The sequence below is a fragment of the Risungbinella massiliensis genome (genome assembly GCF_000942395.1).
In the GTDB taxonomy this organism is placed as follows: domain Bacteria; phylum Bacillota; class Bacilli; order Thermoactinomycetales; family Thermoactinomycetaceae; genus Risungbinella; species Risungbinella massiliensis.
Map to the genome: position 1 here is coordinate 119475 of NZ_LN812102.1, position 26056 is coordinate 145530.

General features: G+C 39.1%; 25 protein-coding genes and 1 other annotated feature. Of the genes, 9 read left to right on the forward strand and 16 right to left on the reverse strand.

Annotation, left to right across the window (positions count from 1 at the left end):
• The first annotated feature begins 126 nt into the window (after positions 1 to 126).
• A complete protein-coding gene (locus VJ09_RS01025) occupies positions 127 to 1746 on the forward strand; it encodes a catalase (RefSeq protein ID WP_044639867.1) in 1620 nt (539 codons plus the stop codon).
• Positions 1747 to 1936: 190 nt separating this feature from the next.
• On the opposite strand, the gene VJ09_RS01030 is transcribed toward VJ09_RS01025, so the two are convergent.
• The gene (locus tag VJ09_RS01030; protein ID WP_230199067.1) at positions 1937 to 2851 is read right to left on the reverse strand and encodes a cupin domain-containing protein; all 915 of its coding nucleotides are present in this window, start codon (positions 2849 to 2851) and stop codon (positions 1937 to 1939) included.
• Between the two features lie 477 nt (positions 2852 to 3328).
• Here VJ09_RS01030 and rsgA point away from each other — a divergent pair, with 477 nt between their 5' ends.
• The gene (gene rsgA / locus VJ09_RS01035; RefSeq protein WP_044639868.1) at positions 3329 to 4390 is read left to right on the forward strand and encodes a ribosome small subunit-dependent GTPase A; all 1062 of its coding nucleotides are present in this window, start codon (positions 3329 to 3331) and stop codon (positions 4388 to 4390) included.
• Positions 4391 to 5829: 1439 nt separating this feature from the next.
• Here the strand turns inward: rsgA and brnQ are convergent.
• Positions 5830 to 7161, reverse strand: coding sequence for a branched-chain amino acid transport system II carrier protein (brnQ, locus tag VJ09_RS01040; RefSeq protein WP_044639869.1), 1332 nt, complete (start codon positions 7159 to 7161; stop codon positions 5830 to 5832).
• A gap of 49 nt (positions 7162 to 7210) precedes the next feature.
• Positions 7211 to 7458: a binding site (T-box leader), on the reverse strand.
• Positions 7459 to 7541: 83 nt separating this feature from the next.
• A complete protein-coding gene (locus tag VJ09_RS01045) occupies positions 7542 to 8072 on the reverse strand; it encodes a GNAT family N-acetyltransferase (RefSeq protein WP_044639870.1) in 531 nt (176 codons plus the stop codon).
• Positions 8073 to 8248: 176 nt separating this feature from the next.
• On the opposite strand from VJ09_RS01045, the gene VJ09_RS01050 reads away from it, so the two are divergent.
• A complete protein-coding gene (locus tag VJ09_RS01050; protein WP_044639871.1) occupies positions 8249 to 9136 on the forward strand; it encodes a methyltransferase domain-containing protein in 888 nt (295 codons plus the stop codon).
• 176 nt (positions 9137 to 9312) lie between these two features.
• Here VJ09_RS01050 and VJ09_RS01055 read toward each other — a convergent pair whose 3' ends face one another.
• Positions 9313 to 10851, reverse strand: coding sequence for a right-handed parallel beta-helix repeat-containing protein (locus VJ09_RS01055; RefSeq protein WP_044639872.1), 1539 nt, complete (start codon positions 10849 to 10851; stop codon positions 9313 to 9315).
• A 320-nt stretch (positions 10852 to 11171) separates the two neighbouring features.
• On the opposite strand from VJ09_RS01055, the gene VJ09_RS01060 reads away from it, so the two are divergent.
• The 3 genes from VJ09_RS01060 (at position 11172) to VJ09_RS17870 (ending at position 12783) form a co-directional block, all read left to right on the forward strand.
• The gene (locus VJ09_RS01060; RefSeq protein ID WP_044639873.1) at positions 11172 to 11816 is read left to right on the forward strand and encodes an FMN-dependent NADH-azoreductase; all 645 of its coding nucleotides are present in this window, start codon (positions 11172 to 11174) and stop codon (positions 11814 to 11816) included.
• A 273-nt stretch (positions 11817 to 12089) separates the two neighbouring features.
• A complete protein-coding gene (rbsD, locus tag VJ09_RS01065) occupies positions 12090 to 12473 on the forward strand; it encodes a D-ribose pyranase (protein WP_044639874.1) in 384 nt (127 codons plus the stop codon).
• A 130-nt stretch (positions 12474 to 12603) separates the two neighbouring features.
• Positions 12604 to 12783, forward strand: coding sequence for an SPOR domain-containing protein (locus VJ09_RS17870; protein WP_230199119.1), 180 nt, complete (start codon positions 12604 to 12606; stop codon positions 12781 to 12783).
• A 56-nt stretch (positions 12784 to 12839) separates the two neighbouring features.
• Here the strand turns inward: VJ09_RS17870 and VJ09_RS01070 are convergent, their stop codons facing one another.
• The 6 genes from VJ09_RS01070 to VJ09_RS01095 form a co-directional block, all read right to left on the reverse strand.
• Complete coding sequence (locus tag VJ09_RS01070) at positions 12840 to 13994, reverse strand: MFS transporter (RefSeq protein ID WP_044639875.1); 1155 nt, start codon at positions 13992 to 13994, stop codon at positions 12840 to 12842.
• A gap of 80 nt (positions 13995 to 14074) precedes the next feature.
• Complete coding sequence (locus tag VJ09_RS01075) at positions 14075 to 14380, reverse strand: ArsR/SmtB family transcription factor (protein ID WP_230199120.1); 306 nt, start codon at positions 14378 to 14380, stop codon at positions 14075 to 14077.
• Positions 14381 to 14452: 72 nt separating this feature from the next.
• On the reverse strand, positions 14453 to 14995 hold the full coding sequence (locus VJ09_RS01080; RefSeq protein ID WP_044639876.1) for an adenylyl-sulfate kinase: 543 nt from the start codon (positions 14993 to 14995) through the stop codon (positions 14453 to 14455).
• A gap of 23 nt (positions 14996 to 15018) precedes the next feature.
• Complete coding sequence (locus VJ09_RS01085; protein ID WP_044639877.1) at positions 15019 to 15522, reverse strand: adenylyl-sulfate kinase; 504 nt, start codon at positions 15520 to 15522, stop codon at positions 15019 to 15021.
• Positions 15523 to 15672: 150 nt separating this feature from the next.
• Complete coding sequence (locus VJ09_RS01090) at positions 15673 to 16482, reverse strand: ABC transporter permease subunit (RefSeq protein ID WP_044639878.1); 810 nt, start codon at positions 16480 to 16482, stop codon at positions 15673 to 15675.
• On the reverse strand, positions 16479 to 17360 hold the full coding sequence (locus VJ09_RS01095; RefSeq protein WP_044639879.1) for an ABC transporter ATP-binding protein: 882 nt from the start codon (positions 17358 to 17360) through the stop codon (positions 16479 to 16481). The genes VJ09_RS01090 and VJ09_RS01095 overlap by 4 nt, the downstream gene beginning before the upstream one ends.
• Positions 17361 to 17504: 144 nt before the next feature.
• Between VJ09_RS01095 and VJ09_RS01100 the strand changes: the two genes are divergently transcribed.
• On the forward strand, positions 17505 to 18101 hold the full coding sequence (locus VJ09_RS01100; protein ID WP_187118672.1) for a TetR/AcrR family transcriptional regulator: 597 nt from the start codon (positions 17505 to 17507) through the stop codon (positions 18099 to 18101).
• Here the strand turns inward: VJ09_RS01100 and VJ09_RS01105 are convergent.
• Positions 18098 to 18682, reverse strand: coding sequence for a GNAT family N-acetyltransferase (locus VJ09_RS01105; protein WP_044639881.1), 585 nt, complete (start codon positions 18680 to 18682; stop codon positions 18098 to 18100). The two genes, VJ09_RS01100 and VJ09_RS01105, sit on opposite strands and share 4 nt — an antisense overlap.
• Before the next feature lie 312 nt (positions 18683 to 18994).
• Positions 18995 to 19336: a cupin domain-containing protein gene (locus VJ09_RS01110; RefSeq protein ID WP_082050341.1), complete on the reverse strand. Its 342-nt coding sequence runs from the start codon at positions 19334 to 19336 to the stop codon at positions 18995 to 18997.
• 187 nt (positions 19337 to 19523) lie between these two features.
• Between VJ09_RS01110 and VJ09_RS01115 the strand changes: the two genes are divergently transcribed.
• The gene (locus tag VJ09_RS01115) at positions 19524 to 20318 is read left to right on the forward strand and encodes a cyclase family protein (protein ID WP_044639882.1); all 795 of its coding nucleotides are present in this window, start codon (positions 19524 to 19526) and stop codon (positions 20316 to 20318) included.
• Positions 20319 to 20562: 244 nt separating this feature from the next.
• Here VJ09_RS01115 and VJ09_RS01120 read toward each other — a convergent pair whose 3' ends face one another.
• Together VJ09_RS01120 and VJ09_RS01125 are read right to left on the reverse strand one after the other, a co-directional pair.
• Entirely contained in the window at positions 20563 to 21291 is a 729-nt protein-coding gene (locus VJ09_RS01120; protein WP_044639883.1) for an MBL fold metallo-hydrolase, read from the reverse strand.
• 127 nt (positions 21292 to 21418) lie between these two features.
• Positions 21419 to 23149, reverse strand: coding sequence for a phospho-sugar mutase (locus VJ09_RS01125; protein WP_044639884.1), 1731 nt, complete (start codon positions 23147 to 23149; stop codon positions 21419 to 21421).
• A 99-nt stretch (positions 23150 to 23248) separates the two neighbouring features.
• On the opposite strand from VJ09_RS01125, the gene VJ09_RS01130 reads away from it, so the two are divergent.
• Entirely contained in the window at positions 23249 to 24031 is a 783-nt protein-coding gene (locus VJ09_RS01130; protein ID WP_044639885.1) for a class I SAM-dependent methyltransferase, read from the forward strand.
• On the opposite strand, the gene VJ09_RS01135 is transcribed toward VJ09_RS01130, so the two are convergent.
• Positions 23981 to 25027, reverse strand: coding sequence for a sugar phosphate nucleotidyltransferase (locus VJ09_RS01135; protein WP_052807156.1), 1047 nt, complete (start codon positions 25025 to 25027; stop codon positions 23981 to 23983). The two genes, VJ09_RS01130 and VJ09_RS01135, sit on opposite strands and share 51 nt — an antisense overlap.
• On the reverse strand, positions 25024 to 26028 hold the full coding sequence (gmd, locus tag VJ09_RS01140; RefSeq protein ID WP_044639886.1) for a GDP-mannose 4,6-dehydratase: 1005 nt from the start codon (positions 26026 to 26028) through the stop codon (positions 25024 to 25026). The genes VJ09_RS01135 and gmd overlap by 4 nt, the downstream gene beginning before the upstream one ends.
• Positions 26029 to 26056: the final 28 nt, after the last annotated feature.

Here is a 26056-nt window from a genome sequence, read left to right on the forward strand (position 1 = left end):
ATCAGCATCTTAGAAATACGGATTGTTCTTGGAACAAAATATGATAATGTTTTCTGATTTGATCAAGGTATAATTTTCTATCGATGGGAAAAATACCTAGTAAGTAACTAGGAAAGTAGAGATGAAATGGATACAAATAACAAAAATCCACAAACGAATATTGAAAACGATGACACATTAACCAATCGACAGGGCCATCCGATCACAAACAACCAAAATATTCGAACGGTAGGCAATCGAGGACCAGCTACATTAGAGAATTATGACTTTATTGAAAAAATCAGTCACTTTGATCGAGAAAAAGTACCAGAGAGGATTGTCCATGCTCGTGGGGCTGGTGCTCATGGCTATTTTGAATCATATGGAATGGTCGGTGATGAGCCTGTATCCAAGTATACCCGTGCGAAACTTTTTCAAGAAAAAGGGAAAAAAACCCCTGTCTTTGTCCGGTTTTCAACGGTTGTTCACGGCCTGCATTCCCCAGAAACGGTTCGTGACCCTCGTGGATTTGCGGTGAAATTTTATACAGAAGATGGCAACTGGGATTTAGTCGGAAACAATTTAAAAATCTTCTTTATCCGAGATGCGATGAAATTTCCGGATATGATTCACGCCTTCCGTCCAGATCCAGTGACAAATATTCAGGACCCACGCCGTTTTTTTGATTTCTGTGCAAATTCACCTGAGTCCTTTCATATGGTGACTTTTGTTTATTCTCCATGGGGCATTCCGTCCAATTACCGCATGATGCAAGGATCAGGAGTTAACACCTATAAATGGGTGAATAGCGAAGGAAAAGCAGTTCTTGTAAAGTACCACTGGGAACCGAAACAAGGCATTAAGAATCTCACAATGAAGGAAGCGGAAGAAATTCAGGGGAAAAATTTCAGCCATGCAACACAGGATTTGTACGAAGCGATTGAGCGTGGTGACTATCCAGAATGGGAAATGTTTGTGCAGATTATGGAGGACAGTCCCCATCCTGAGCTTGATTTTGACCCGTTGGATGATACGAAGCTTTGGCCAGAGGATCAGTTCCCATGGCGACCAGTTGGACGTATGATCCTGAATAAAAATCCTGAGAACTATTTTAATGAAGTGGAACAAGTGGCTTTTGGAACAGGGGTTTTAGTGGATGGACTTGATTTCTCAGATGATAAAATGCTACAAGGAAGAACGTTTTCCTATTCCGATACCCAGCGTTATCGTGTTGGAGCCAACTATTTGCAACTTCCGATCAATGCGGCCAAAAAACGAGTCGCAACCAATCAGGAAGGCGGCCAATTGCGCTATTATAATGACAAAGCACCTGGGCAAAACCTGCATGTGAACTATGAACCATCAAGTATGGGTGGTTTAAAAGAGGCAGAACAAACGGGCAAAGAGCATACACCGTATGTGGAAGGGAATCTTGTTCGCGAATCGATCGAGCGAAATGATAATACAAAACAAGCTGGTGATACTTATCGGCATTTTGAAGAGTGGGAAAAAGATGAGTTAATCAGCAATCTCGTGAATGATCTCGCTATTTGTCCTAAGGATATTCAGGATAAAATGATTACCCTCGCCGAGGAAGCGGATGAAGAGTATGGCCGTCGTTTGAGGGAAGGTTTATCTGAGAAGAGCAAGGTGATGAACGAAATGAAGATGGAAATCGGTGAAGAAATGCATCCGCTCGGGGCAAAGGATGCACATCAGGCGGTAAAAGATGCAATTGAAAAAGGACATGAACAAGATCCTTATTAAAGATCATAAATTCACCAACACAAAAATAAAACTAGTTTGTACTACAAACAAATATCGTTAGTAAAGTACAAAATGGTTAGAGTGTAAAGTCGATATCGGTATCAGATTTCCAAAAAATAGTGTAATGACTTAGGCTACACATATAGCCTAAGTCATTACGTATAATTGGTCATATTTCTGTATTAGAACTCTAGTATTTGTCCTCAGCTTTTATTGCGTCAGCTTTTGTTTTATGAACAGTACCGAAAGGATGCTCAGGTGGCGCATAAATAGTGTAAAGCTTCAGAGGTTTATCTCCTGTATTGGTTAGATTATGCCATTTACCAGCTGGCACCATGATGGCATAATCATCATAAACTTTCGCTTTAAAATCCAATCGATCTTTCCGATCCCCCATTTGAACTAAACCTTGCCCCTCTTCAATACGTAAGAATTGATCAACGTTAGGATGAACCTCTAAACCGATGTCATCTCCAACATTGATACTCATCAAGGTTACTTGCAGATGATCTCCTGTCCATAAGGCAGTACGAAACGTGTTATTTTGCTTAGTTGCTTCATCGATATTTACAACAAACGGTTTTTTTCCATAATCTTTTAATTCAATACGGCTTACTTGGTATGACGATAAAGAACTAAAACGGTTTGCATGATTTGCCTCATCATTGCAAGCTTCCCAAAATACATCTCGAAATGGTAAATATTGAGCAAGGTAAAAACTATTACGATACTCTTCGTAATCGGCCACTGCTAGTTCATATGCTTTTTGTAATCCTTCTTTATAAGTATTAAATGTAACTCTCTCGATATCATAAGTAGGCTTTCTTCCAGTAAGCGTATTATACAGTTCAGTTAATCGATACAAATGGACTTTTTCATCTTCTAGTGCTTGAAGAATATGTTGTTTATCCTTTTCATTCGGCGCATACTTGGCTAACCGATTATAGAAGTCGATAGCAGTAGCTTCTCTTTTTATTCCAGTCAGTATGGCTTCCAATACTTGAGGATTTTTTTCTTGAGGTTTTTTTACCATAACGTTTGAGTAATACATTGGTGCGTAATGAGGATATGGATACATATAGGGAGGATAGTACAATCTGCTCATTCCCTTCACATTTTTAGGATACCAGTGCCTAATTATGGATGATATATACTTATGAAGGGATACGAAAAATGTACCAATTGGAGAGGAGCATTTTTATGGGGGTATGCGAACGATTCCACTAATAAGGGTTATATCAATAAATCCAGACATAAATAAGCGCAATAAATAGCCGATTATTTTGCTGCTTCTTGGACGGATGACAACAAAAATCTAAACTAGTTTGTATCACAAACAAATTAAAAATTGAAAACTCTTCAAAAGAGTATACATGTGCCTATTCCCTTAGTAACTGATATAATGGGAATTGCGTTATTATTAACTTTTATCCGTAAAGGAGTGTTGTTCAATGTCGATGATTGTAATCAAAAGAGGGTTCGATCTTTCGTAATTTTCAGGGACCATTCCTTTACTAGAAAGCATCATTCGTGTAAATGTAGTGGATTCCCTGTGAGAAGAAATCACTAGGAGGAATCTGCTTTGTTTCCATTAGAACAGTATGGTTTTGGTGATAGAGAAAACAAATGGCTACAGGTATGTGAGAATGTTGGAATGAAGTTAGGAAGAGTCGTGTTGGAGCACAAGCGACTCTACCGAGTGATGACCGAAATGGGCGAGCTTATAGGTGCAGTTTCAGGAAAATTCCGATATGAAACAATGCAAACAGTTCAATTTCCGTCAGTGGGGGATTGGGTTCGAGTTTCTATATCAGAAGACCATAAAGTAACGATCCATGAAGTCTTCCCCCGCTTTAGCCAGTTTACGAGAAAATCGGTTGATTCCTATCAGGAAGATGCACTTGTTACAAATGTGGATACGGTTTGGATTGTGCAGGCGCTCAATCAGGACTTTAATGTGCGTAGGTTAGAACGTTATTTGGTGATGGCGTGGGAAAGCTGCGCCCATCCAGTTGTGATACTAAATAAATGTGATCTTTGTACGGACATTGAACAAAAGGTTCAAGAGGCAGAGAGTGTGGCAGTAGGGGTTCCGATCCATGTAATCAGTGCAGAACAAGAAATTGGATTAAACGTTTTACAGAGCTACCTCGGTAGTGGGCAGACAGTTGGGATTTTAGGGTCATCTGGAGCTGGCAAGTCTACTTTAACTAACAAGATGGCAGGTAGAGAAGTTCAACTAACCCAAGCGATTCGTGATGATGATGGAAAAGGGCGACATACGACAACAGAGCGACATCTTATCTCGGTTCCAGCAGGAGGGTGTCTTGTAGACACTCCTGGCATGCGAAGTCTTCAACTCTGGTCAGCATCGACCGGGTTGAGTGATACGTATGAGGATATTCTCGAATTAGCAAAGAGCTGTAAATTTAGCAATTGTCAGCATAAGGAAGAGCCTGATTGTGCTATTCAGGAAGCATTAGAAGAGGGGATACTTCCTACGGAACGCTTTCAAAGCTATCTAAAGTTACAACGGGAACTAGCTCATTTGGAACGAAAAGTAGATAAGCAGGCTGCACACGAAGCACAACAGAAATGGAAGAAGATCAATAAAATGTATCGTAAACATCCCAAGCGTCGATAAAAACAAACAAACACCGTCCTTGAATTGGACGGTGTTTGTTTATGTGCGCCCGGCATGTGTTCATTCTATAGGGTGAAAGTCCCGAGTAGCGAAGGTAGCAGTAGCTATTAGCTTAAGGCAAGGGTGTCCACCATGAGGTGGAATCTGAAGGAAGCCAGCGGCAAACTTCCGGCCTGAGGAACACGAACTTCATAGGAGGCTAACACTTATTGGATGAGCTTGCATAACAAAGCAAAGTCCTTGCTACCGAAGGTGAGTGGGAGTAAATGAAGCAGGTACATGGAAGGAAAGAATGTGCTCTTACCCAGGGAGATCTGCACGGCACGCCGTGCACACACGGTAACCTTTCCCGTGAGGGAAAGCTGAGCATGCAGAAGTCAGCAGATGTCATAGTACTGATCAGTCAGATCAGGAAGGACTGAACTGTAAGAGAGTGTGAAATAAACTCGAATCTCACCGAGCTGTTGATGCAGACAATCCGAGAGGACTTACTTAGCAAAATAGTAGTGAATCCTACGAAATGACTAAGAGGGCAGAGGTTCCGGTGGCGTGAAGAGACAGAAAAGCATAACGGACTATACAAGAAGAGATGTGTGTCCGTCTGATCTTACGGAACCGCCGTATACCGAACGGTACGTACGGTGGTGTGAGAAGACGGGGGCTAATCGCCCCCTCTTACTCTATTTGAACTGCAAAATAGCATTAGAGTACAATTTGTTCCAGAACGCCAAATGGATATCAAAATCATAATCGCTTATTAATACAAATACTAAATCGAACAGGTCTCAGAGCTTCTTTTGTTCCAGCTATTAATATTAAATGACCACAATTAAGAATAACCAACTGACTCCTAATGTATAGGGAGTCGGTTGTATTGTATCTAAACGTATAATTTTTCCGAAATGATACAATCACCTATTCATAACCCATACAATAAACTTTTTAACGAATAGATTAGTTAAAAAATGTAGTTGTGGTAGTAAGAACAAATGTGACCCTTGTGACCGTTGTAAAAAATGTAGTTGTTCTTGTAACCGAACAAACAAGTGAAGCAAGTTTAGTAAATGAAATATTCTAAAGTGAATACATGGGATCTTGCGCTTACCAGAGTTACTCGAGAAGGAAATATGGTTCTCTATCACCAGTTCTTTAGCCTATGAAACGTAGATAGAAGTACAAGAACCTAGTAGTCTAATATGTCGGAATAGCCTTGTTTTCACTTTTCCTGTAGTAGCATAAACAAACCAACATCCTGAACTTTTTAGAGGATTGGTTGCATATCTATTACTGGGCAACATGAGCAACACATATCAAATGCCCTTCACTTACTATTATCAAAAGAGTCGCTCAATTACAAATGGATACTTTCAGTAGAACAAAAAAGCCCCAGTCTATAGATCGATTGGGGCTGTGGCTATCCATCTCTTCATTTTAATAAACTAGGAAGTTTGTACTTTAACCTCATCTGTAGATTTTCTAAACAACTTATCTATTAGAATCCCGATGAAAATACCAACAATTGCAGGAACGACCCATCCAAGACCATAAGAAGCCAAAGGGAGGGTATCTGCGAGAGTTTGTACTACTCCTAAATCAAATCCAAAAGATTTTAGCCCATCGATCAGTGCAACAATTCCTGTGATGAGTATTGAACTACCATAAACTTTCTTTGAACCATGAAAGAATTTATGGAAAAAGGTGAGTGTGACTAATACGATCGTAATCGGATAGGCAGTTACAAGAAATGGCACAGATACTTTCAAAATTTGATTTAATCCTAAATTAGAAAGCATGAAACCTACTAGACTTACCGTTGTTACAACAAAACGATAGGTTACTTTGGGAATAAGCTTAGAAAAATATTGTCCACAAGCTGTTGTTAGCCCAACCACAGTCGTAAAACAAGCTAGGGTAAAAATAAAGCCGAGTAACACATTTCCACTGGTACCTAACAAGAAGTTAGCAGTAGCAGTTAGTATCTCTGTTCCGTTTTCAAAAGAGCCATGAGAAGTCATCTTAACTCCGATCACACCAAGTGCAATATAAACAAGAGCGAGTGCTGATCCAGCGATCACACCAGCTTTTAAAGTATATGCCACTAATTTTTTGCGATCTTGAACTCCTTTTTGTTGTAAAGCAGTTAGAATGACAATCCCAAAGGCAAGAGAGGCAAGGGCGTCTAAGGTAGCATATCCTTCGATAAAACCTTTAAAGAATGCACCAGATTGATAGTCAACTGTTGGAGGATGAGCAGAAGAATCTAACTCCATAAACCCGGTTACACATAGAACAACAATCGCCAACAGCAGGATAGGAGTAATGAAACGCCCCATATAGTTAGACATTTTGGATGGGTTTAAACTTACTAGAAATGTCAGAAGAAAGAATACAGCCGTAAATATCACTAACGAGATAGCGGAATTTCCAGCAGATTCCCCAAGAAATGGTTTCAAGCCCATTTCGTATGCAACAGTAGCGTTGCGCGGGATCGCTAGGAATGGTCCGATACATAAATAAACAATTACCATAAAAATAGTACTAAATGTAGGGTTTACTCGATTTCCAATTTCTTGTGCTCCACCATTTACAAGAGATACAGCTACTAACACGATTAGAGGCAATCCAACACCCGTCACGATAAATCCACTGATAGCTACCCAATAGGAAGTTCCTGATTCCATTCCTAGGAAAGGGGGGAACATTAAATTTCCTGCACCGAAAAACATGGAAAATAGCATAAGTCCGATAAAAAATGTGTCTGATTTCTTCATCTTTGTTCTCTCCCTCTGTTTTTTGAAAATAAAAAAACTCGCCCCTAAATTTAGGGACGAGTGTGACTCGCGTTACCACCCTAGTTCCGCAACTAATAAAAAGATTGCGGCTCTCGATCAACGTACGTGTTCATACGTGTTCCATGGTAACGGTGGACAACCCGACAAAACTTACTAGAGTTCAGCTTTGCATCTCGGAGATGATTTTCAGACAGTTCCTAAACATCGACTTTCACCAATTGTCGACTCTCTGGAGATCAGGGATTCTATCTTACTCTTTCTCGTCATGGATGTTGATAAATAATATTGAAAATAAGAATAACAGGATGTATTCGATATATCAACATTTTAATCCGAATGGTTAATATTTCTATTTCGGATTATATCCAATTTTCTACTGTGATTGCATACAATACATGATCCTCCCATACTCCATTAATTTGAAGATATTTGGGAGAGAATCCTTCTTTTTGAAATCCTACTTTTTCTAATACTCGGTGGGAAGCAAGATTATGTGGCATTACAGCTGCCTGTACACGATGAAGTTTTAAATTGTGAAAAGCATAATTGACCGCAAGGCGTACTGCCTCTGTCATATAGCCTCTTCCATGATACTCTTGATCGAGATGATATCCGATGGTGCAGTTTTGCCAAGCCCCACGAGATACATTATCTAAGTTGACTCTACCGATTAGCTGTTCACTATCTTTCAAGAAGATCCCAAAACCATACGCTCGGTCCGCTTGCCAATTACGCTCTAAATTTTGAATCATCGTATAGTGTGCATCAAGCGTATTAGAAGACTCAGAGCGAATTGGCTGAAATGGACGTAGCATCTCACGATTTCTTAGTAGTAATTGATGAGAGGAAGTTGCGTCTTGTTTTGTTAGTTTGCGGATATATACGGACATGTGATCCCCCTATTTCTAGTCTTTATCTATTATAGCGGAGAATACTCCCACTTATATACATATTCTAGTTAAGTGTGCCCTTCAAGACCTACTTTCTTGTTTTTCCACAGCTAGAGTAGTAACATGATAGCTACCAATTATTACAAATGTTGAATTAAAGAAAGGGTATATGGGCGATGAAACTAAAAAAGAAGATAGAGATAGCAATGGATTTGATGAGGGATCATCATGATATTTTTCAATGTCCGATTTGCAAAACAAAGATCCATATACTAGAACCTAGCAGCTTAATATGTTCGAATAATCATTGTTTTAATTTATCTAAACGGGGTTCTGTCCATTTTTTGCTTGACACGCCGCAATCTGATTACGACAAAACGATGTTAGAGTCCAGACAGATTATTTGCCAGAGAGGTTTTTTTTCCCCACTTATAGACAAGATGATTCAATTGATTCAAGAGGAATTGCCTATTAAATCAAAAGAGCTTCGTATGTTAGATCTCGGTACTGGGGAAGGGTCTCATTTAGCAGAGATTATGGAGCGTTTATCAAAAGAAAATACTACTAGAAATATTGGAGTAGGAATGGATATCTCCAAAGCAGGAATTGATTTAGCAGCGAGAGAGTATCCTAGATTGATTTGGTGTGTAGGAGATCTAGCAAAAAGCCCTTTCCAATCAGATAGTTTTGATCTGATTCTAAATATTTTATCCCCATCGAACTATGAAGAGTTTTTGCGCATCGTTCGTGACAATGGATGGCTACTAAAAGTGATTCCAACAAGCCAATATCTGAAAGAATTACGAGAGTTTTTCTTTAAAGGGAAAAAGAGTCAAGAGTACTCCAATGAGAAGGTACGAGAGCTTTTTACAGAGAATTTGAAGATAATTCGTCAAGAAAAAGTTGAGTATCGTATGACGCTCTCCTCAGAAGATTGGCAGCACTTGATCCGGATGACTCCCTTATCTTGGGGAGCAAGTTCAGAAAAAATAGAAGAAGCATTTCAATTAGATTCTCATCAAGTTACAATCGGTTTTGAAATATTGTTAGGGAAGCGCAAATAAAGAAAGTCAAAGAACCCCATTTTTCTAGTGGTTTTGATCAACAAAGCGATCTAGAAAAGATCCCAATTGGCTTTCATGGAGGAATTCGGACGAATCGAATTGATCGAATTGCTTCTGGGAATCAAAATAAATAAAACAAATAGAGGCTGCTGAACTATATGTCAGCAGCCTCTATTTTAGTGTATATAATCGATTTGGTTAGACTTATCAGACAAGTCTACGGTTTTGGAAACATATTTTTTCGTTCCCGTTTTCATCCACATATAGTTACGCAACAGGGTGGTATTCTGTAACTTGATATTGGAACCACTTCGAATGACATACATAGGGTTCAAATCCGTATACACATTTGCACGATTATCAACTAAACGAAGGGTTTGCAAATCTGTACCTGCAACACGAACAAAATCTTTGGTGAGGTATTCTACTTTGTTTTGTTCAGCGGTCACTTTGCCTTTATATGAAGCAAAGATCAATGCAAAATGTTCTAGAGAGTTTCCTTCTAACGAGGATCGTTGGAAATGGTTACGCAGTAAAGTAACGTTGTTACCATAACTGATCGCTGCGAAGGTAACGGAATTACCTGTCATCGTATTATCTTTGATGGTAATTCGATTCCCACGACTGTTAAATCCATAGTTGAATCCGATTATGGTATTGTTATGGAACGTAATATCTTCTGCGGTAGAGTGTGTACCAAATCCGCTATTCCCAACAGCCAATGTATGCTTTGGTGGTCCATATGCTTTGGAATACTTTACGACACCAAAACGAGAAGGAGTATCACCAGAAAAATCGACGCCACGTCGAACACTTGCAAACGTGCTGTACGAAATCGTATTGTGACGACCTCCATAATCTTGTACGCCATATCCTGAAGAAATGTCAGGTGTTGTTCCTAAGCTAAAAAAGCTTTTGGTCACATGACTATGTAACGTTTTGTCTAACATAAGTCCAATCTTCTTCGAATTACGAATGATGATATCTTGGAACAGAGCATTCTCTGTGAAACCTACTTTTACCATGACGGTGGACATTGGCTGAGGATGCTTAAACTCAATGTGTTCTATTTTTAGGTTTTTAGGAGTATAAGCGTTAACAGTTAATGTTTCTCCGCTTATATAATATGATTCCCGAGCAGAAAGGTCTAAGTATACATTATTTCCTTCTACTTTGGTTACTTTAGATAACTCTCCTTTTGTTAGATATCCTCGATTATCCCAATACCACAATTTACTAGACTTGATATGAAGTAAGTCTCCTATTTTGATTTTGGAGGCGTCTTTTACGGTAATGTAATTTTGATTTACACGGACCGTTTTGGTTACGGTAGTGGTTGCTTTTGGTTTGTTATCAAAGATAAAAGCGGATTGAGCGCTTTTTTGTACAATCGTTGCTTTTTTACCATCAGTGGTAGTAATAATGAGGTTCTTATTTGCTACTAAAGGCTGATCAATATAATAGGTAGCACCGCCTTTTAGTACTACTTTATCCCCTTTGTGAATTGCTTGTTGCAATGCTAGGGTATCTAGTTTGGAATCTTGTCCATTTGCACCAAAAGATTCAGGCGTAGTGACAACTGAATTGTGAGTGGTGACTTTTATTGATCCAACATTATAAGAGCCTGACTGGTATGCAGCAAAGGATGATGGTGCTACTAATCCCATCAGAATGGAAGCAGATAGTAAAGCAATCAAGGATCTATTCAATCTCATTCTATTCCCCCTTATATTGGCATGACTATAAGTATAAACGGTCAATTCCCCCTTTTCTGTGTATATTTTTATACGATTTTGCTAATTCAAGATAAGAACTGAAGGTTTATGCAGTTGTTTTGGTGTTGATTCATATATTTATCTAAATTTGACAACTAAATTTAGGGGAAATAGTACTGATAGAGGTTTATTAACATGATGTATGAGAAGTGAAATGTGCATCTATTTGGTATGAAGGAAGAATATTTTCGAACTATATAAACATGATGGACTCTATTACTTGCTAATTTACGATACAACGAAAGAAGAGAGGGAAAATCATGGCACAAGTATTAGTGATCAATTCCAATCCCAAAAAAGGCTCTGAATCAGTAAGTTTAACTATTGCCAATGAGTTTTTCTTTGCTTATCAAGATGAGGCACCCGATGATGAGATCATTATCTTAAATTTATACGATATGGATGTTCCAGAGATTGATCAGGTTGCATTTGCTGGATGGGGAAAGCTCCAAAAAGGGACTCCTTTCCAGGAACTAACCAAGGAAGAGCAGAAAAAAATTGTCGCAATCAATCGCTCAACCGAACAGTTTGTCCAAGCGGACAAGTATGTGTTTATTACGCCGATGTGGAACTTTGGTATGCCACCTAGAATGAAAGCTTATATCGATACCATCTGTATAGCAGGTAAGACGTTCCGTTATACAAGTGATGGTGGATCGGAAGGTTTGCTGACGGATCGTAAAGCAGTACATATTCAAGCTCGTGGTGGTATTTATTCAGAGGGGCCGATGCAAGAATGGGAATTTGGTGATCGGTATATGAGGGCGATTTTTGCGTTTATGGGAATTAAAGAGGTTTATTCGGTGATTGCAGAAGGAGTAGCTCATCCCAATAAAGCGGAAAGTGCCAAGAACGCTGCGTATAAGCAAGCAGAGTTGGTTGCTCAGCAATTTGCACGCCCTTAGGGAAGATAGTTCGTGTCTTGTTCGAATTCATTTGATCGAATGTAGCCGATCACTCTGAAGTTAACGATGTGTAGTTTTATCAAAAAATAAACCTCCTTATTTAAATAAGGAGGTTTATTTTTTGGTGATATAGGAAATGAAACTAGCTGGACATAAAAAAGGGGATTCATTGTCTTATAACGAAGAAGCAAAAACGGTTTTTTCTCTACCATTTAAGAAAATAGTACGTTAATCAGTTACTAAGTTTATATTGAATACTGGAGGTTAAAGGGTTTGAAAAAAACAGGAATTCTAAACAGTTTGATCTCTCAACATATTGCGAGTATGGGACAAGGAGATTATCTTATAATTTGTGATTGTGGGTTCCCGATCCCAGCAGGAGTGCCGAAAGTCGTTCTATTACTTCGCCTTGGCTCCCCTGGTCTGTTAGAGACGGTAGAGGTGGTATCAGAAGAGCTAGAAGTAGAAACGATAGCCTACGCAATCGATACAGAACGGCACTGTTTGGATTTGATGGAAGAAGTACAACGTTTATTTCCGCAAGCTGGAATCAAACGACTCTCACATATAGAATTAAAAGAGTATGCTAAACAAGCAAAAGCAGTTATTCGAACCGGGGAAAGTACTCCTTATGCAAATAGTAAAAATATTTTATAATTTTCGTAAATGTTCGTTAATAGGAAAAAAGAAGCCCGCTATGTAAGCGGGGGCCTTTGATACTTAATATAACGAACATTTAAATTTGTCATCGATTATAGAACTTTAGTAAATAACACCCGAATACAAAATTGCTAATGCCCTTTTAACGAAACTTCGCAAAGCTGGCTTCACTGATGCATTTGTAAAAGTAAAAAAACAGAAGTTATCATATATAGTACAAGTAGGAGCATTCGGAAACAAAACAAATGCAACAGCGTTAGTACAACAACTGAAAAATGCCGGATTCTCGAATGCCAGAATCATCTAGCAGTTACAGGAGTGAAACGTGTATCGTTTTACTCCTGTTTTATTTAATCTTGAAGATTATATCTCTTTGACTTTTAGTACACCACTATTTACCCAAAGAAGGATGGAAAGAATATAACATACCGAGGTGAACAGGCAAACTGATTGAAATCCATAATTGGTATAAAGAATACCAGCTAGATAGGAGCCTAGTGTTGTTGCTCCATACATAACTGAATTACTTAGAGCAGCGATTGTACCGCGCGCTGTAGTAGAAAGTTCTTGTAACAGTGCCATCATAACAGGAAAGATGATTCCAGAAAGCAAAAAGATTGCGAAATATGCAGCCTTCACATAGTGAACAGATGGTGAGTATGAAATAAAAAAATAGATCAAAATCATCAGAGTAATCCCCAAAGATAGAGATACTTTTCTACCTATTTTTTTCACTGCTCTACTACCTGAAAAACTTCCAATTAAATTACCGAGCCCTATAAAGACTAAAACAGCACCAATTTGCTCTACACTCAGCATAAATTGGTCAGCGAGCCAAGTCCCTAAAAAAGCAAATGTTGCGAAATTCCCAGTTTGAAAAACAAAGTATGCTAGAAATAATTTCTGTGATGCGCTTTCTTTTAGAATCTCACTATAACGGGTGAGTATCGAAGGTTGTTTCCCCTTAGAGACAGGAGGGATGTCAGGAACGAATACATAGATAGGTATTACGAGCACTAGAGAAAGGGTCCCGATCAAAAAGAACGGCATTGACCAAGAAACAAGAGCTAGGTATGTACCAACGGGAACTCCTAATGTCTGTGAAACGGCTAGTCCTGCTGTAGCAATCCCCATTGATTTCAGTACTTTAGACGGAGGAACGATAGCAGGGATCGTTGCCCAAACTTGAGGTGTAACAAAAGCAGCAAAAATCCCCGCTAATGTTCGATAAATAATCATGGACCAAAATCCTGTAGCAACACCGCATAGAATAGTGGAAAATCCAAAACCTATCATACCGTAAATCATTACATTCTTCCGATTGAGACCATCGGAAAGAGGACCAGCAATAAGAGCAAAAAGTGCATAGCCAAGTGCGTAAGCACCAATCATCCAACCAGAAATTTCGGTGTTCACTCCAAATTTTTCTCGCAATGTAGGTAACAAAGGGGAGATTAAAAATGTATCTGTCCCAATGAAAAACATGATCAAAAAGAACAAGCATAGTATTTTTTTCATAATAAAGACCTTCTTTTTCACTTTGTATTGTAGTTGTATGATTATTGAACTACTGGCTAAGAAAAAAGGTTCCAGATTAATTACAATGTTTCTAGGAACCCTGGCAAGTAATTTTGAAATGTAACTTTGTCTAGCTTAGTATACTTGGTCTGTGCCTCCTTTCGGACTATAATCAACCCTGCCTCACGTAAAGTCCGGAAATGATAAGAAGCGTTGGACTTTGAAACAGAACAGATCTCGCCAACCTCCCCGCATGCCATCTCTTTGTTGGCATTGTAGAGTGTGCGAATAATTTCAATACGTGTAGGGTCAGATAGAGCTTTAAAAATCTTAACTCGGTGGTCATCACTCAATTTAAGTTCAATAGTCATAAAACTAAAATACAATGATTTTGAATAAAAGGCAAGCATAAATAACAGAAACCTCTCATCTAGGAATTCCTAGATGAGAGGTTTCTGTTATATTTGACCGGTTCCAATCAGATTTTGGTCCTCTACACCGATATAACCATGAGTCATGAGATAATCGACCACCTTTTGAGCAGCTGCTTCAGGGGGGCATTGATTCGTCTCGATCATAATTTCAGGAGATACTGGATCTTCATAGTAGTAAATCGTATCAGCATGTCTTGTATATTTGGCTTTGTCATCTCTGTCTAGTCGAACATCTTGGGGACACTTCAGATAGACTTCTACAAAATCTTTTAACTCTGCCCGTGAATTGGCACGAACATCCTCGAATCTTCCAACAGACGCGATCAACACCACTACATTGCGTTTTAGTAATAGTTTCGCGATGTAGGTAAGATTGGTGCATTTTTGAAACTGTCTTGTTTTCCAATCTGGACTTAAATCTTTCGTAAGAGTACGTGGCACTTCATCGCTGTCAAGTAATTCTACATCGGTGCCCAATTTCTCTAACTCTCTTTTCACTAACTTGCTGGTGGTAGATTTTCCTGCATTCGGTAAACCAGTGAACCAAACAACGACCCCTTTTTGCATCTTCTGTCCTCCTAGTACATCCTTTAAATAAATTGTTTCTTTTTCATTTCTCGTAAGATCATACGAATACTCTCACCAGGAGTTACCTGATCTGTTTGAATGGTGAGTTCAGGTTCGGATGGCTCTTCGTAAAAATGGAAGTACTCTTTGTTCTTTTCATATTTGGAATCTACATCTCGTTCTAAACGAGTTGTTAGTGGGCAGTCTAGATAGATTTCCATAAAGTTTGGTACCTGTTGGCGAAGGAGATTTCTCCACTTTTGAAAACGGCCAACAGAAGCGATTAACACGATCGTTTCGTATTGAGTCAATAAACTTGATAAAAATACTAAATTTTCATGTTTATACTCTTGTCTTTGTTCCCAAGTATCAGCTTGAGGTTTGATGATCGAAACAGGGAGTGTGTCACTATCTAAACGTACTACCTGATGTCCTAATTCTTGTAATTGGTCTGTTAGCATCCTGGTTAAGGTGGTTTTTCCAGCTTTGGAATGACCCGTAAACCAGAGAACTGCTCGTTTGCTCAATCCTGTTCCTCCTAGAATTCTAATCTGAAGTTCATAAATAGAACTCTATCTTCTCACACTTCCGATTTTCGTTCATCTTATTTTTCTGTAAACATAAAAGAAGCTGACTTCTCTTGTTTAATAATAAGATAGTCGGCTTCTATGTTCTAATTACAAAGGCAAATCTTTTCTTTGAAAAATCGCTATGGTCAGAAAGTATCCGATTATCCCTAAGCTAAATAATATGAGAGAGGCAGAGTAGAGCTCGACATCACCAGTTATGATCTCAGTTGGTTGGAATAAAGTAAAAATAGATCCATAGCGCAAATCTTCCCACTGTTGGTTTACTTTCCCGATCATGTCAAGAATATAAAAGATCAATGTCAAACCACCTGCCCAAGCAAGAACTCGATGTCCATTTAAAAAGAGGGCAGAGAAGAAAAAGCTATAGCCACCAATCGCAAAGAACAAGAGAAATCCTAGTAGGTTCAACTGAAAGAGCGACTTCCAATCCAGTTCCACATTGTTTAAGTAGGATCCTACATAAGGAAATAGGAAATTACAGACCATGATCACTAAGAGTCCTGTAAAAAAGACAGAGATCATGGTAAAGGTGATTTGTTTGCGATTGACTGGTATTGATAGCAGGTAAGCCATGCTTCCTTGTTCGACAAAATGACTAAGAAGCTGATTCGCCATCGAGACAGTAAATAAGGATAAGAGAACTAAGAATATCAAGCTATAATACTGTACTGAAAAAAGATCCAGAACAGACGAGATCGCAAACCCTTTATCCAAACCAAAAGCTGCTAACATACCGTCTGGAAGGGTTTCAAAGATATCCATTTTCGCTTTCATCGCTTCTTCTATAGAGGGATATAAAAATGTCTCCATAAGTAGGAAGGTAGAAGAACCTAAAGCAAATCCAAGTATTTTTTTACTTTGCTGCTTTAGCATTGCTCGGTATAAAGCGAAGTTCATTTTGAATCCTCCTTTTGGTAATAATGGAGAAAGAGGTTTTCTAGATCTTCTTCCACACTTCGTAGGTTGACTACATCTACTTCGTGTAAGATTGCAATCATCTTGTTTACTTGTTGGTCTACTTGAAACTCTACTGTATCTTCATTTACTAATCGTACAAATGGATGTTCAAGTAGCTTTTGCACGTCTTCTTTTGTTCGGACAGTTACTTGAAATTGTTGTTTCTTTTCGCGCTGAAAGGTCTCCATATCATTTTCGGCAATGATTCTCCCATCCTTCATCATTGCAGCACGATCGCATGTTTTTTCCATCTCACGGAACATGTGAGAAGACATAAAGATCGTTTTGCCTCGTTGTTTTTCTTCTAAGATCAACTCAATAAAACGTTGTTGTATTAAAGGATCCAGACCAGATGTAGGCTCGTCTAAAATATAGATTTCTGGATCATGCATAAAGGCTGCAACTAATCCAAGCTTTTGTTTCATCCCTTTGGACATCATCCGTATGGGGGAGGTAGGATCTAATTCCAAGTGTTCCAATAGACGATTCTTCCGAGCGAGATCTTTTTGACCCCGCATTCCTTCTAGTAAATCCAAGAAATTTTTTCCGGTCATTCCTTCTATAAAGGCAATTTCACCAGGTAAGTAACCAACATATTTCTTCACCTCAGTCGAATCTTTCCAACTATCCAATCCACGGATAGAAGAGGTACCAGAATCTGGCTTCATAAATCCCATCAAGTGACGAATGGTAGTGGACTTACCAGCACCATTTGGACCAATAAATCCAAAAACTTCTCCTTGTTGTACCTCTAAGGAAACTTCGAAAATCCCTTTCCCATTGGGGAATTTCCGTGTAACGTTTTGAAGTTGTATCATCTGTTCACCTCATTTTTTGAAACGAAAATCAAATTTGATTTCAAATTCATCTTATTCCTTTCCTTCTCTTTTGTAAATTGGTTTTGAAACGATTTTTATGATTGATTTCAAAATGTGTTAAGATAGCGATGGAGGTGGATGTGGTTGGACGGATTTTTGAAGCGGACGCAGGAAAAAAGGAGAAAGATCGAGGAGACAACGATCTCTTTGTTGCACCTAGAGTTGAATGATATCAAAATTGCGGACATTGCCAAAAAGGCACAGGTATCGCAAGTAACTATATATAATTACTACGGAAGTAAAGAGAGGCTTCTCCAAGTTGCTATTATACGGTTCATCGAACGAGAAACAGAAAGATTTAAACAGATTTTAGATATGAATATAACGTTTGAAGAAAAAATAAAGCAGCTTATTTCTATCAAGAAACAAGCTGCAAGTCAGTTTAATCTCTCCCTTTATACACAGTTGTTCGCTCAGGATCATGAGTTTCAGGAGTATATTGCAAGATTATCTAGTGAGCAGTCCATACCGCTCTTTTTAAAGTTATTGAAAAACGGACGGGAGACGGGACATATTAGAGAATCGGTAAAAGACGAAACATTATTATTCTACTTAAACTTTTTAGGACAAGCTTTTTTACATCTTGATGGAAATGTTGTTTTCCCACCAGAATATGAACATTTAGCTGAAGAGATGCTGGACCTATTTTTATATGGGATCTTAAATAAGACGGAACATTAGGAAGTTTTCTTTGTAGAGATGGAGTGGGTCTTGCGAAATTCATCTTCTAGGATACTCATTAGAATAGAATCATGATACTCATGATGATAAAAAAGCGCTTCGCGTTGAACGCCTTCTATTTGAAAACCAAGTTGCTTGTATACATGGAGGGCACGTTTGTTATATGAGAATACATTTAACTCGATTCGATGGAGATTGAGAATCCCAAAGCCGTGATTTAGCATAAGTGTCATGGCTTCTTTGCCATATCCTTTTCCTTGATGATTTTCATTACTAATAGCAATCCGAATATTGGCATTTCGATTATAGGAATCGATATCTTGAATTGCAATATCTCCGATTACTTCATCATTTTCCTGCAACGCGATCAACAAAAGGAGAGAGGAGGAGTCCTTCCACTTTTCTTCGATATATTGATGGATTTGCTCTTTGGTAAAGCATTTTTGGGTGCCTGTCCACCTCCTCACTTCGTGGTCAAACAACTGATGGAAATACTGGTCTGTGTCCGCTAAGCTGAGTGGACGTAAGTACACTTTTTCACCTTGCAAGAATTTTACAGGCATTGTTAGTGGGGATTGCATTATATGTACCTCCTACATATAAAAAGATTGTGGAGTCTGGTGCACATTAAATGGTAATGTGTCTTTTTTCATTTTCTCTGTCATTGATTTTCCTTCTAATAATATTTCATGGGTGTCTTATAAAAAATGCAGAAAACAATTAGGAAATAAATTATACATATAAAGAAGCACCGATTCGACAAAATCAGTGCTTCTTGAAATTCACTTGGAATAAACGGACACATTGGAGAATCAATAACAGACGAAACCTTATTATTTTTACTTAAATTTTTCGAGACAAGTTTCTTTACTCTCGCATTGAATTGATGCCTTTTAGACGAAGATGGTGTTGGCATGCGTGTGTTCTAGACATAAATTAACCGTTCTCATATTGGATCTGGTTCGATGAATTTCATTGGCTGGGATGGTGATCATTTCATGAGGTTGAAGGGAGATAGAAGGCTTATCTTGAAAGTCAATCCAAAGTTCTCCCTCCAAAACAATAAAAAGCTCATCTGAATCGGGATGATAGTGCCACTCATATTCTCCATCTAGAACTGCTAGACGGAGACAACTTTCATTTACTGTGTTGACGATAAAGTTCTGATGGCGTTCTGTAATCGCTTCGCTGAGTCGGTCTAGATGTTGTTTGACTCCTTTAGAGTACATTTCCATTACCAAACCCTCCTGTTCCTATTTTTCTACTATATATAAATAATTTAATTTCGAAAAGTGTAATAGATTTGTGATTTGCTATGAACAGTTTCTTGTTAAACTTAATAGGTGGGAAAGAACGTAACAAGGAGAATTATAAGTGTTGAGTAATCTCAGAAATCATAGACACCAAAGGAGCCAATCGAATATGAGAGAAGAAGTAGTGAGAAACGGAAAACAAACGATCTTGGTGGATTTAAGTGATAAATTAAAAAATAGCACCTCCCATTTTGAACCCAATCCACACTCTATTCAGTATTCTCCTCATCAAGATGCAGTAGCCCTAACTGATAAGCTACTAGGCCTTGGTGAAGAGTACTGGCCAGAAGGAGAAGGATGGGCAGTAGAGCAAGTAACACTATCTACCCATGCTGGAACCCATGTCGATGCACCATATCATTATGGTTCTACTATGTCAGATGGAGACCCAGCACGCACCATTGATCATGTGCCTTTGTCTTGGTGTTATGGGGATGGAGTCGTCTTAAATATGACTCATAAACAAGCAGGGGAAGCGATCACCGTTTCAGATTTACAGGAAGAACTAGAACGTATCCAATATCAGCTCAAACCGTATGACATTGTTTTAATACATACAGGCGCTTCTGCCTATTTCCAAGAACCAGGCTATGAATATCGTCACGCTGGCTTAGTTCGCGAGTCTACTGAGTGGCTTATTGATCAAGGAATCAAGATGATCGGGATTGATGCTTGGGGATTAGACCGACCATTTGATGTGACCGCTAAAGAAGCAAAAGAAGGGAAAACCCAGTTCTGGGAGGCTCATCTAGTAGGTAGAGAGAAAGAGTATCTACAAATCGAAAAGTTATGTAATTTAGATCAAATCCCATATGCACATGGATTTAAGGTATCTGCTTTCCCTATTAAGATCGAAAATGCAAGTGCTGGATGGGCACGGGTTGTCGCAATCATAGAAGATTAAAAATAGAACCAAAGAGCTTGAGAGGAATGGTAAATCTCTCAAGCTCTTTTCTGATTAACGCAGTTTTATAGAATCAAGAAAATAAAGGATTTAGCTGACTATGATCCTCAACTATTAATCGACGCCCTTACTTTGCAACTCGCCGTTTGATCAAACGAATGTAATAGAAAGAATCCTATTATCGGGATAAAGATAATTAAAGCAGACTGCTATAAGATAGAGCCGGGCTGCTTTTGGGAGTGATTTATTTTTTGATTGTTTTCTTTGTGAGTTTTTTTAATTGCACTGATACATTCTCTTTACATATCCCACCGTGATAACAGATGACAGAATCGATCTCGAAGTCCAAAAGTTTCGTCAATGATTGCCGGGCTGTTTCTATATCTAGTGCGGTTGGTTCATGTGGACCTCCTAGCATTCCATCAACACAATACATCGCATCAGCAGCAACTAATGTTTTACTCTGTTGTAAGTAGAGGCAAACATGACCATCTGTATGACCAGGTGTTTCTATTACTTGGATGCCACCAACAAAAGGGAGGACTTGCCCGTTGGATAAAGTATGAGTCACCTTGGCTTTTGGAGGATGGGCATATAGTTTTCGCATTTCTTCGGGGAGAGCATCGATTTCTTCTTTGGTCATGCGGCTTAAATCTGTCTTAATAAGTGGATAGGTTCCTTCTATATAAGGCTTTTCTAGTTCATGTGCATAGACTAGTAGCTCTTTTCTAGTATTGGATAGAATTTCTGGCAGACCACCCATATGATCAATATCCTGATGAGTGATGATTATTGCGGTAAGTTGCTCAAAGCTTACTCCTACCTTTTCCATCGCTTTTCGAAGCTGTTCCACATGACCTGGCATTCCTGTATCGATGAGAATAGCAGATTGCGAATCCCACACTAAAGTTGGATATATCACAAATCCGTTAATATTTAACTCTAAAAATTCCACACGATTTGCATCTTTCATGTTGAATCCCCCTGAGTAGTTACTTGCTTTTGGAAGAGCTATGTTTATTATACAAAAGCAGAGGGAGTATATCAATAAATTATTTATTATATCATAAATTATAGTTTTTGTCAATATAAAAATTAATCTAGTTAATCAATGTCGAATCTATCCCTCGTTTTATTAAGGAAACCACTTCTTCTTGTAAAACTGCGAGTTTCCTTTGGCAATCCTCTTTTGTTTGTCCTTGAGTTGAGAAGTAGATCTTCATTTTAGGTTCTGTTCCTGACGGACGGACACAGAACCACGAATCGTCTTGTAAGATAAACTGGAGACTGTTCTCTTTGGGATAGGGGAGGGAACTTATTTTCCCTATGAAGGTTTCAATCTGTCTCTCGTAATCCACCATTTTACAGATCGGAATAGACCCGATCGTATGAGGAGGTTTCTCGCGCAGAGATGCCATAATCGTTTGCATCTTTTCTCGTCCGATCTCGCCCTTCAAGGTAAATGTCTGTAGGCTTTCGGCAAAAAAACCGTATTGGTTGTAAATCTCTTCTAATACATCGATCAGCGTCTTCTGTTGCTCATGATAATAGGCAGCCATTTCGGTGAGGAGTAGGGTAGCCATTACTCCATCTTTATCCCGAACAAAGGTTCCTGCAAGATAACCGAAGCTTTCCTCATAGCCGAATACAAACTTTTTTTCTCCACGTTGCTCTATTAGTTCAATTTGTTCTCCAATGTATTTGAACCCTGTTAATGTTTTTCTCACTTCCAGTCCATGTGAGAGGGCTATCTTTTCACCTAAAGGACTAGATACAACAGTTTGAATCATAACTCCTTTTTGGAGGAGGTGATGCTGTTTATTGGTTGTGAGCAAGTAATGGAGAAGTAGTGCCCCAGTCTGATTTCCTGTTAGAAATCCGTAGTCACCATTTGATTGTTTTACTGCTATTCCAGCACGATCACAGTCAGGGTCGGTTGCGATCAGTAGGTCTGCATTCTCTTTTTTTCCTAAGGAGATTGCAAGCGTAAATGCGGTAGGGTCTTCTGGATTTGGAGAGGACACGGTTCGAAATTCAGGATCTGGTTCCGCCTGTTCCGGTACGATCAGATAGTTAGAATAGCCAGCAGCTATATACGTTTTTTGGACTAATTCTCCTCCTACGCCATGGAGAGGGGTGTAAATTACACGCAGGGAGGATCGAGATAATACGTCGGGATGAAGAAGGAGTTCTTGTAGTTGTGCGATGTATTGATCTTCAATCGTGTTATCAAGCCACTGGATGTCTGAGTGGGGACAATTTGGAGGCTCTAGATGATCAGGAATCTCCGAGATATTATCTAAGTAATAAGATATTTTTTGGGCTCGTTGAGGTGTGATCTGACCTCCGTCTGATCCGTATATTTTGTAACCGTTATAATCTGGTGGGTTGTGACTAGCTGTAATGACCACTCCCGCTAAAGTTTTCAGCTCTCGAATTGCAAAAGACAGAAGAGGTGTGGGGCATTCAGATGGAAATAGATAGGCCACTATCCCATGTGATAGTAGTGTATTTGCTGTTTCAATTGCGAGCTCATGTGATTGGTGTCGATTATCATATGCGATCACAACACCTCTCTTTTTCTCCACACTTGAAGGCGGTTCTAAACTGGCGATTAATCCTCGTGTGATACGTCGTATCGTATACCGGTTGATGCGATTTCGTCCAGCTCCGAGGATTCCTCTCACACCACCTGTCCCGAATTCAAGATGTCGACAGAAGCGATCGCTTATCTCATTAGAATCTCCTTGTATCAAGAGAAGTTCTTGTTTTGTCTGTTCATCTAAATAGGAAGCACGAAGCCACTCTTGATAAACAACGTTTGGATTCATCATTAAACCTCCTATGAACAAAAAAGTTAGGTGGGACTCGTACCAGCTATGTTGCATAAGATAAAACATTCATGTTTGCTCTAACAAAGGAGAGATTCTATGCTAAAATCTCAGATTTGTCAGGAAAAAGACTTTGCAACGATTTGGTTTTTTCGCGCTTGTCAAATGTTGAAAAACCCTCCTGCATTTCATCGGAAATTATGGGAGTATGCTTTTATTTATGAAGCGTTATTGGAAAGAGGGATGTTACAACTCGGGAAGCATGGAATTGGATTTGGAGTTGGTCAAGAACCGTTGGTATCGATGTTCGCTGCACATGGTTCACAGATTTTGGCTACAGATCTAGATTTGGATGAAGCAATTAGACGAGGTTGGGTGGATACCAATCAACACAGCCATGATCTTACCAGCCTGAATCGGTGGAATATATGCGATGATACTGTGTTTCGTCATCTGGTTTCGTTTCAGAGCGTGGATATGAATGCGATTCCCAACACATTAAACAATAAGTTTGATTTTTCATGGTCTTCCTCTTCATTAGAACACTTGGGATCACTAAAAAATAGCAAACAATTTCTTCTAAAACAGATGGAGACGTTACGTCCTGGTGGAGTGGCAGTTCATACAACAGAATACAATCTATTTTCTAATGATGCTACTTACGACAATATTGCAACGGTTGTTTTCCGTAAACGGGATATTGAAGATCTGGTAGAGGAATTCCATGCAAAAGGTTATGAGATTGAGGTAGACTTTACAATTGGAGAGGGACCGATTGAGTCTATTGTAGATATGCCCCCATTTGAAGGTCCCATCCAATTGCGGATTCAGTTAGGAGAGTTTGTGACTACTTCCATCGGGCTGATTATCCAGAAAAAATGATACTTTCTGATGGTACTCTTTCATTCGGGTGCTACTTTTTTTCTCAGAAACAAGAATCCCCTTATCACTTGCAATAATGATTGCGTTTTCAAGACCGATTCCAAGTATCGGGATTTCTAGCTCATTGATGATATGGCTGTTATTGCTATCCTCACTCAGGATTCCTCTGCCCAAAACCTCTTTATTTAATTTTTCGGTCAGTTTATCCCAGGTTCCAACATCATCCCATGTTCCATGATACGGGATGACGATTGCATCAGCCGTTTTCTCTGCAACTTCATAATCAAAACTGATTTTATGCAGGTTAGGGTAATTTTCTAAAAAGCCATCATAAGTAAGGGGCAGATTTCGTTGTCGCAGAAGGTCAAGTAAAAACTCTAATCGAAAACAAAAAACCCCACTATTCCAAAAAGCATTTTGTTGAATGAGTCTATGTGCATATTCTCGCGGTGGCTTCTCTACGAAATGGCTTACATTTAATACGGTAGATGGAGTCTGCCCTTCTTGCTTGGCAACAATATACCCATACTTTTCTGCTGGGTAAGAGGGGGAGATTCCAATCATGGCTAAGTTTTGGTTGTTTTCAAGCAGTATCTTTTCAGCCAACAATAAGGTGGAAAAAAATGTTTCATCTACATAGAGATCAACTGGACTCACACATATAATTTCATCTTGGTCAGCTTCTGTATAGTCCTTTAGATAGAGAGCTGACAATGCAATTGCCGGAAATGTATCCTTACTTTCTGGTTCCAAGATGAGAGGGACTTTGGTATCTAATTGCTCTTCTATGAGTTTATGGTATTGGATATTAGTAGAGAGATAGGTATGATCGAGTAGGCCTATGTTTTCTACTTGTCTAACTACACGGTTGATCATAGATTCTTGCCCTTTTCCATCAGGACGTTCTAAAATTTCCAAAAATTGCTTTGGTTTCTGTTGATGTGACAAAGGCCACAATCTAGTACCAGAACCACCTGATAATAGTACTAGTTTCATCGCATTATGCTCCCTGATACATTTTTTCCTTCTTGTCTCACTCTTTCTAGATCTGCCTCTACCATCATTTGAATCAGTGTCTCTAAACTCGTTTTGGCTGTCCATTGAAGTTGTTGCTTCGCTTTGGAAGCATCCCCTAACAAAATATCCACCTCTGCTGGGCGATAAAATTTGGGATCGATGACAACATAATCCTCATAAGAGAGTCCCACATGCTGAAATGCGATCTCACACATCTGCCTCACAGTGGAGGTGATACCTGTTGCTACTACATAATCGTCTGCGACATCATGCTGAAGCATTCGCCACATCGCCTCGACATAATCTCCAGCAAACCCCCAATCTCGCTTGGCATCAATATTACCGAGACGAAGGTCAGATTGTTTGCCCAGAGAAATGCGAGCAACAGCATCCGTCACCTTGCGTGTTACAAATTCTAAACCACGCAAAGGCGACTCATGATTAAATAAGATTCCGCTACAAGCAAACATCTGATAGCTCTCTCGATAGTTTTTGGTCATCCAATGTCCAAACAGTTTGGCCACTCCGTAGGGGCTTCGAGGATAAAAAGGAGTGGTTTCGGATTGAATAGGTTCTTGGACAAGTCCAAACATTTCACTAGAAGAAGCCTGATAGAATCTGATTTCTGGGTTGTTTAAGCGAATTGCTTCTAACATGTGGAGCACACCTAGACCAGTTACATTTGCAGTCAATATCGGTTGTTGCCAAGAGACTCCGACAAAGCTTTGTGCTGCAAGATTATAGACTTCATCTGGTTTCACTTCGGCCATGGCTCGCCCGAGAGAAGAGAGATCCATCAAATCTCCATCAACAAACTCGACTTCCTCTTCAATCCCGAGATAGGAAAGCCTCCAGAATGGTTTCGTACTACGATGTGCGAGCAAACCATACACTCGGTAGCCTTTTTCTAATAGTAACTTTGCTAAATAAGCGCCATCTTGCCCAGTTATTCCAGAAATTAACGCAGCTTTGTTCGCCATAAAAACCTCCAAAAGGGGATAATCAGAA

Excerpts from the sequence above, each read along its gene's own strand:
- VJ09_RS01110 (WP_082050341.1), bottom strand. The coding sequence starts at position 19,336 with ATGGAAATGTACTCTAAAGGAGTCAAACAACATCTAGACCGACTCAGC.
- VJ09_RS01095 (WP_044639879.1), bottom strand. The coding sequence starts at position 17,360 with ATGATACAACTTCAAAACGTTACACGGAAATTCCCCAATGGGAAAGGG.
- VJ09_RS01050 (WP_044639871.1), top strand. The coding sequence starts at position 8,249 with ATGAAACTAAAAAAGAAGATAGAGATAGCAATGGATTTGATGAGGGAT.
- VJ09_RS01090 (WP_044639878.1), bottom strand. The coding sequence starts at position 16,482 with ATGAACTTCGCTTTATACCGAGCAATGCTAAAGCAGCAAAGTAAAAAA.
- VJ09_RS01070 (WP_044639875.1), bottom strand. The coding sequence starts at position 13,994 with ATGAAAAAAATACTATGCTTGTTCTTTTTGATCATGTTTTTCATTGGG.
- VJ09_RS01060 (WP_044639873.1), top strand. The coding sequence starts at position 11,172 with ATGGCACAAGTATTAGTGATCAATTCCAATCCCAAAAAAGGCTCTGAA.
- brnQ (WP_044639869.1), bottom strand. The coding sequence starts at position 7,161 with ATGAAGAAATCAGACACATTTTTTATCGGACTTATGCTATTTTCCATG.
- VJ09_RS01120 (WP_044639883.1), bottom strand. The coding sequence starts at position 21,291 with ATGAAAGATGCAAATCGTGTGGAATTTTTAGAGTTAAATATTAACGGA.
- VJ09_RS01130 (WP_044639885.1), top strand. The coding sequence starts at position 23,249 with ATGCTAAAATCTCAGATTTGTCAGGAAAAAGACTTTGCAACGATTTGG.
- VJ09_RS01030 (WP_230199067.1), bottom strand. The coding sequence starts at position 2,851 with ATGAGCAGATTGTACTATCCTCCCTATATGTATCCATATCCTCATTAC.
- VJ09_RS01105 (WP_044639881.1), bottom strand. The coding sequence starts at position 18,682 with ATGCAATCCCCACTAACAATGCCTGTAAAATTCTTGCAAGGTGAAAAA.
- VJ09_RS01025 (WP_044639867.1), top strand. The coding sequence starts at position 127 with ATGGATACAAATAACAAAAATCCACAAACGAATATTGAAAACGATGAC.
- gmd (WP_044639886.1), bottom strand. The coding sequence starts at position 26,028 with ATGGCGAACAAAGCTGCGTTAATTTCTGGAATAACTGGGCAAGATGGC.
- VJ09_RS01080 (WP_044639876.1), bottom strand. The coding sequence starts at position 14,995 with ATGCAAAAAGGGGTCGTTGTTTGGTTCACTGGTTTACCGAATGCAGGA.
- VJ09_RS01055 (WP_044639872.1), bottom strand. The coding sequence starts at position 10,851 with ATGAGATTGAATAGATCCTTGATTGCTTTACTATCTGCTTCCATTCTG.
- VJ09_RS01115 (WP_044639882.1), top strand. The coding sequence starts at position 19,524 with ATGAGAGAAGAAGTAGTGAGAAACGGAAAACAAACGATCTTGGTGGAT.
- VJ09_RS01045 (WP_044639870.1), bottom strand. The coding sequence starts at position 8,072 with ATGTCCGTATATATCCGCAAACTAACAAAACAAGACGCAACTTCCTCT.
- VJ09_RS01135 (WP_052807156.1), bottom strand. The coding sequence starts at position 25,027 with ATGAAACTAGTACTATTATCAGGTGGTTCTGGTACTAGATTGTGGCCT.
- VJ09_RS01125 (WP_044639884.1), bottom strand. The coding sequence starts at position 23,149 with ATGAATCCAAACGTTGTTTATCAAGAGTGGCTTCGTGCTTCCTATTTA.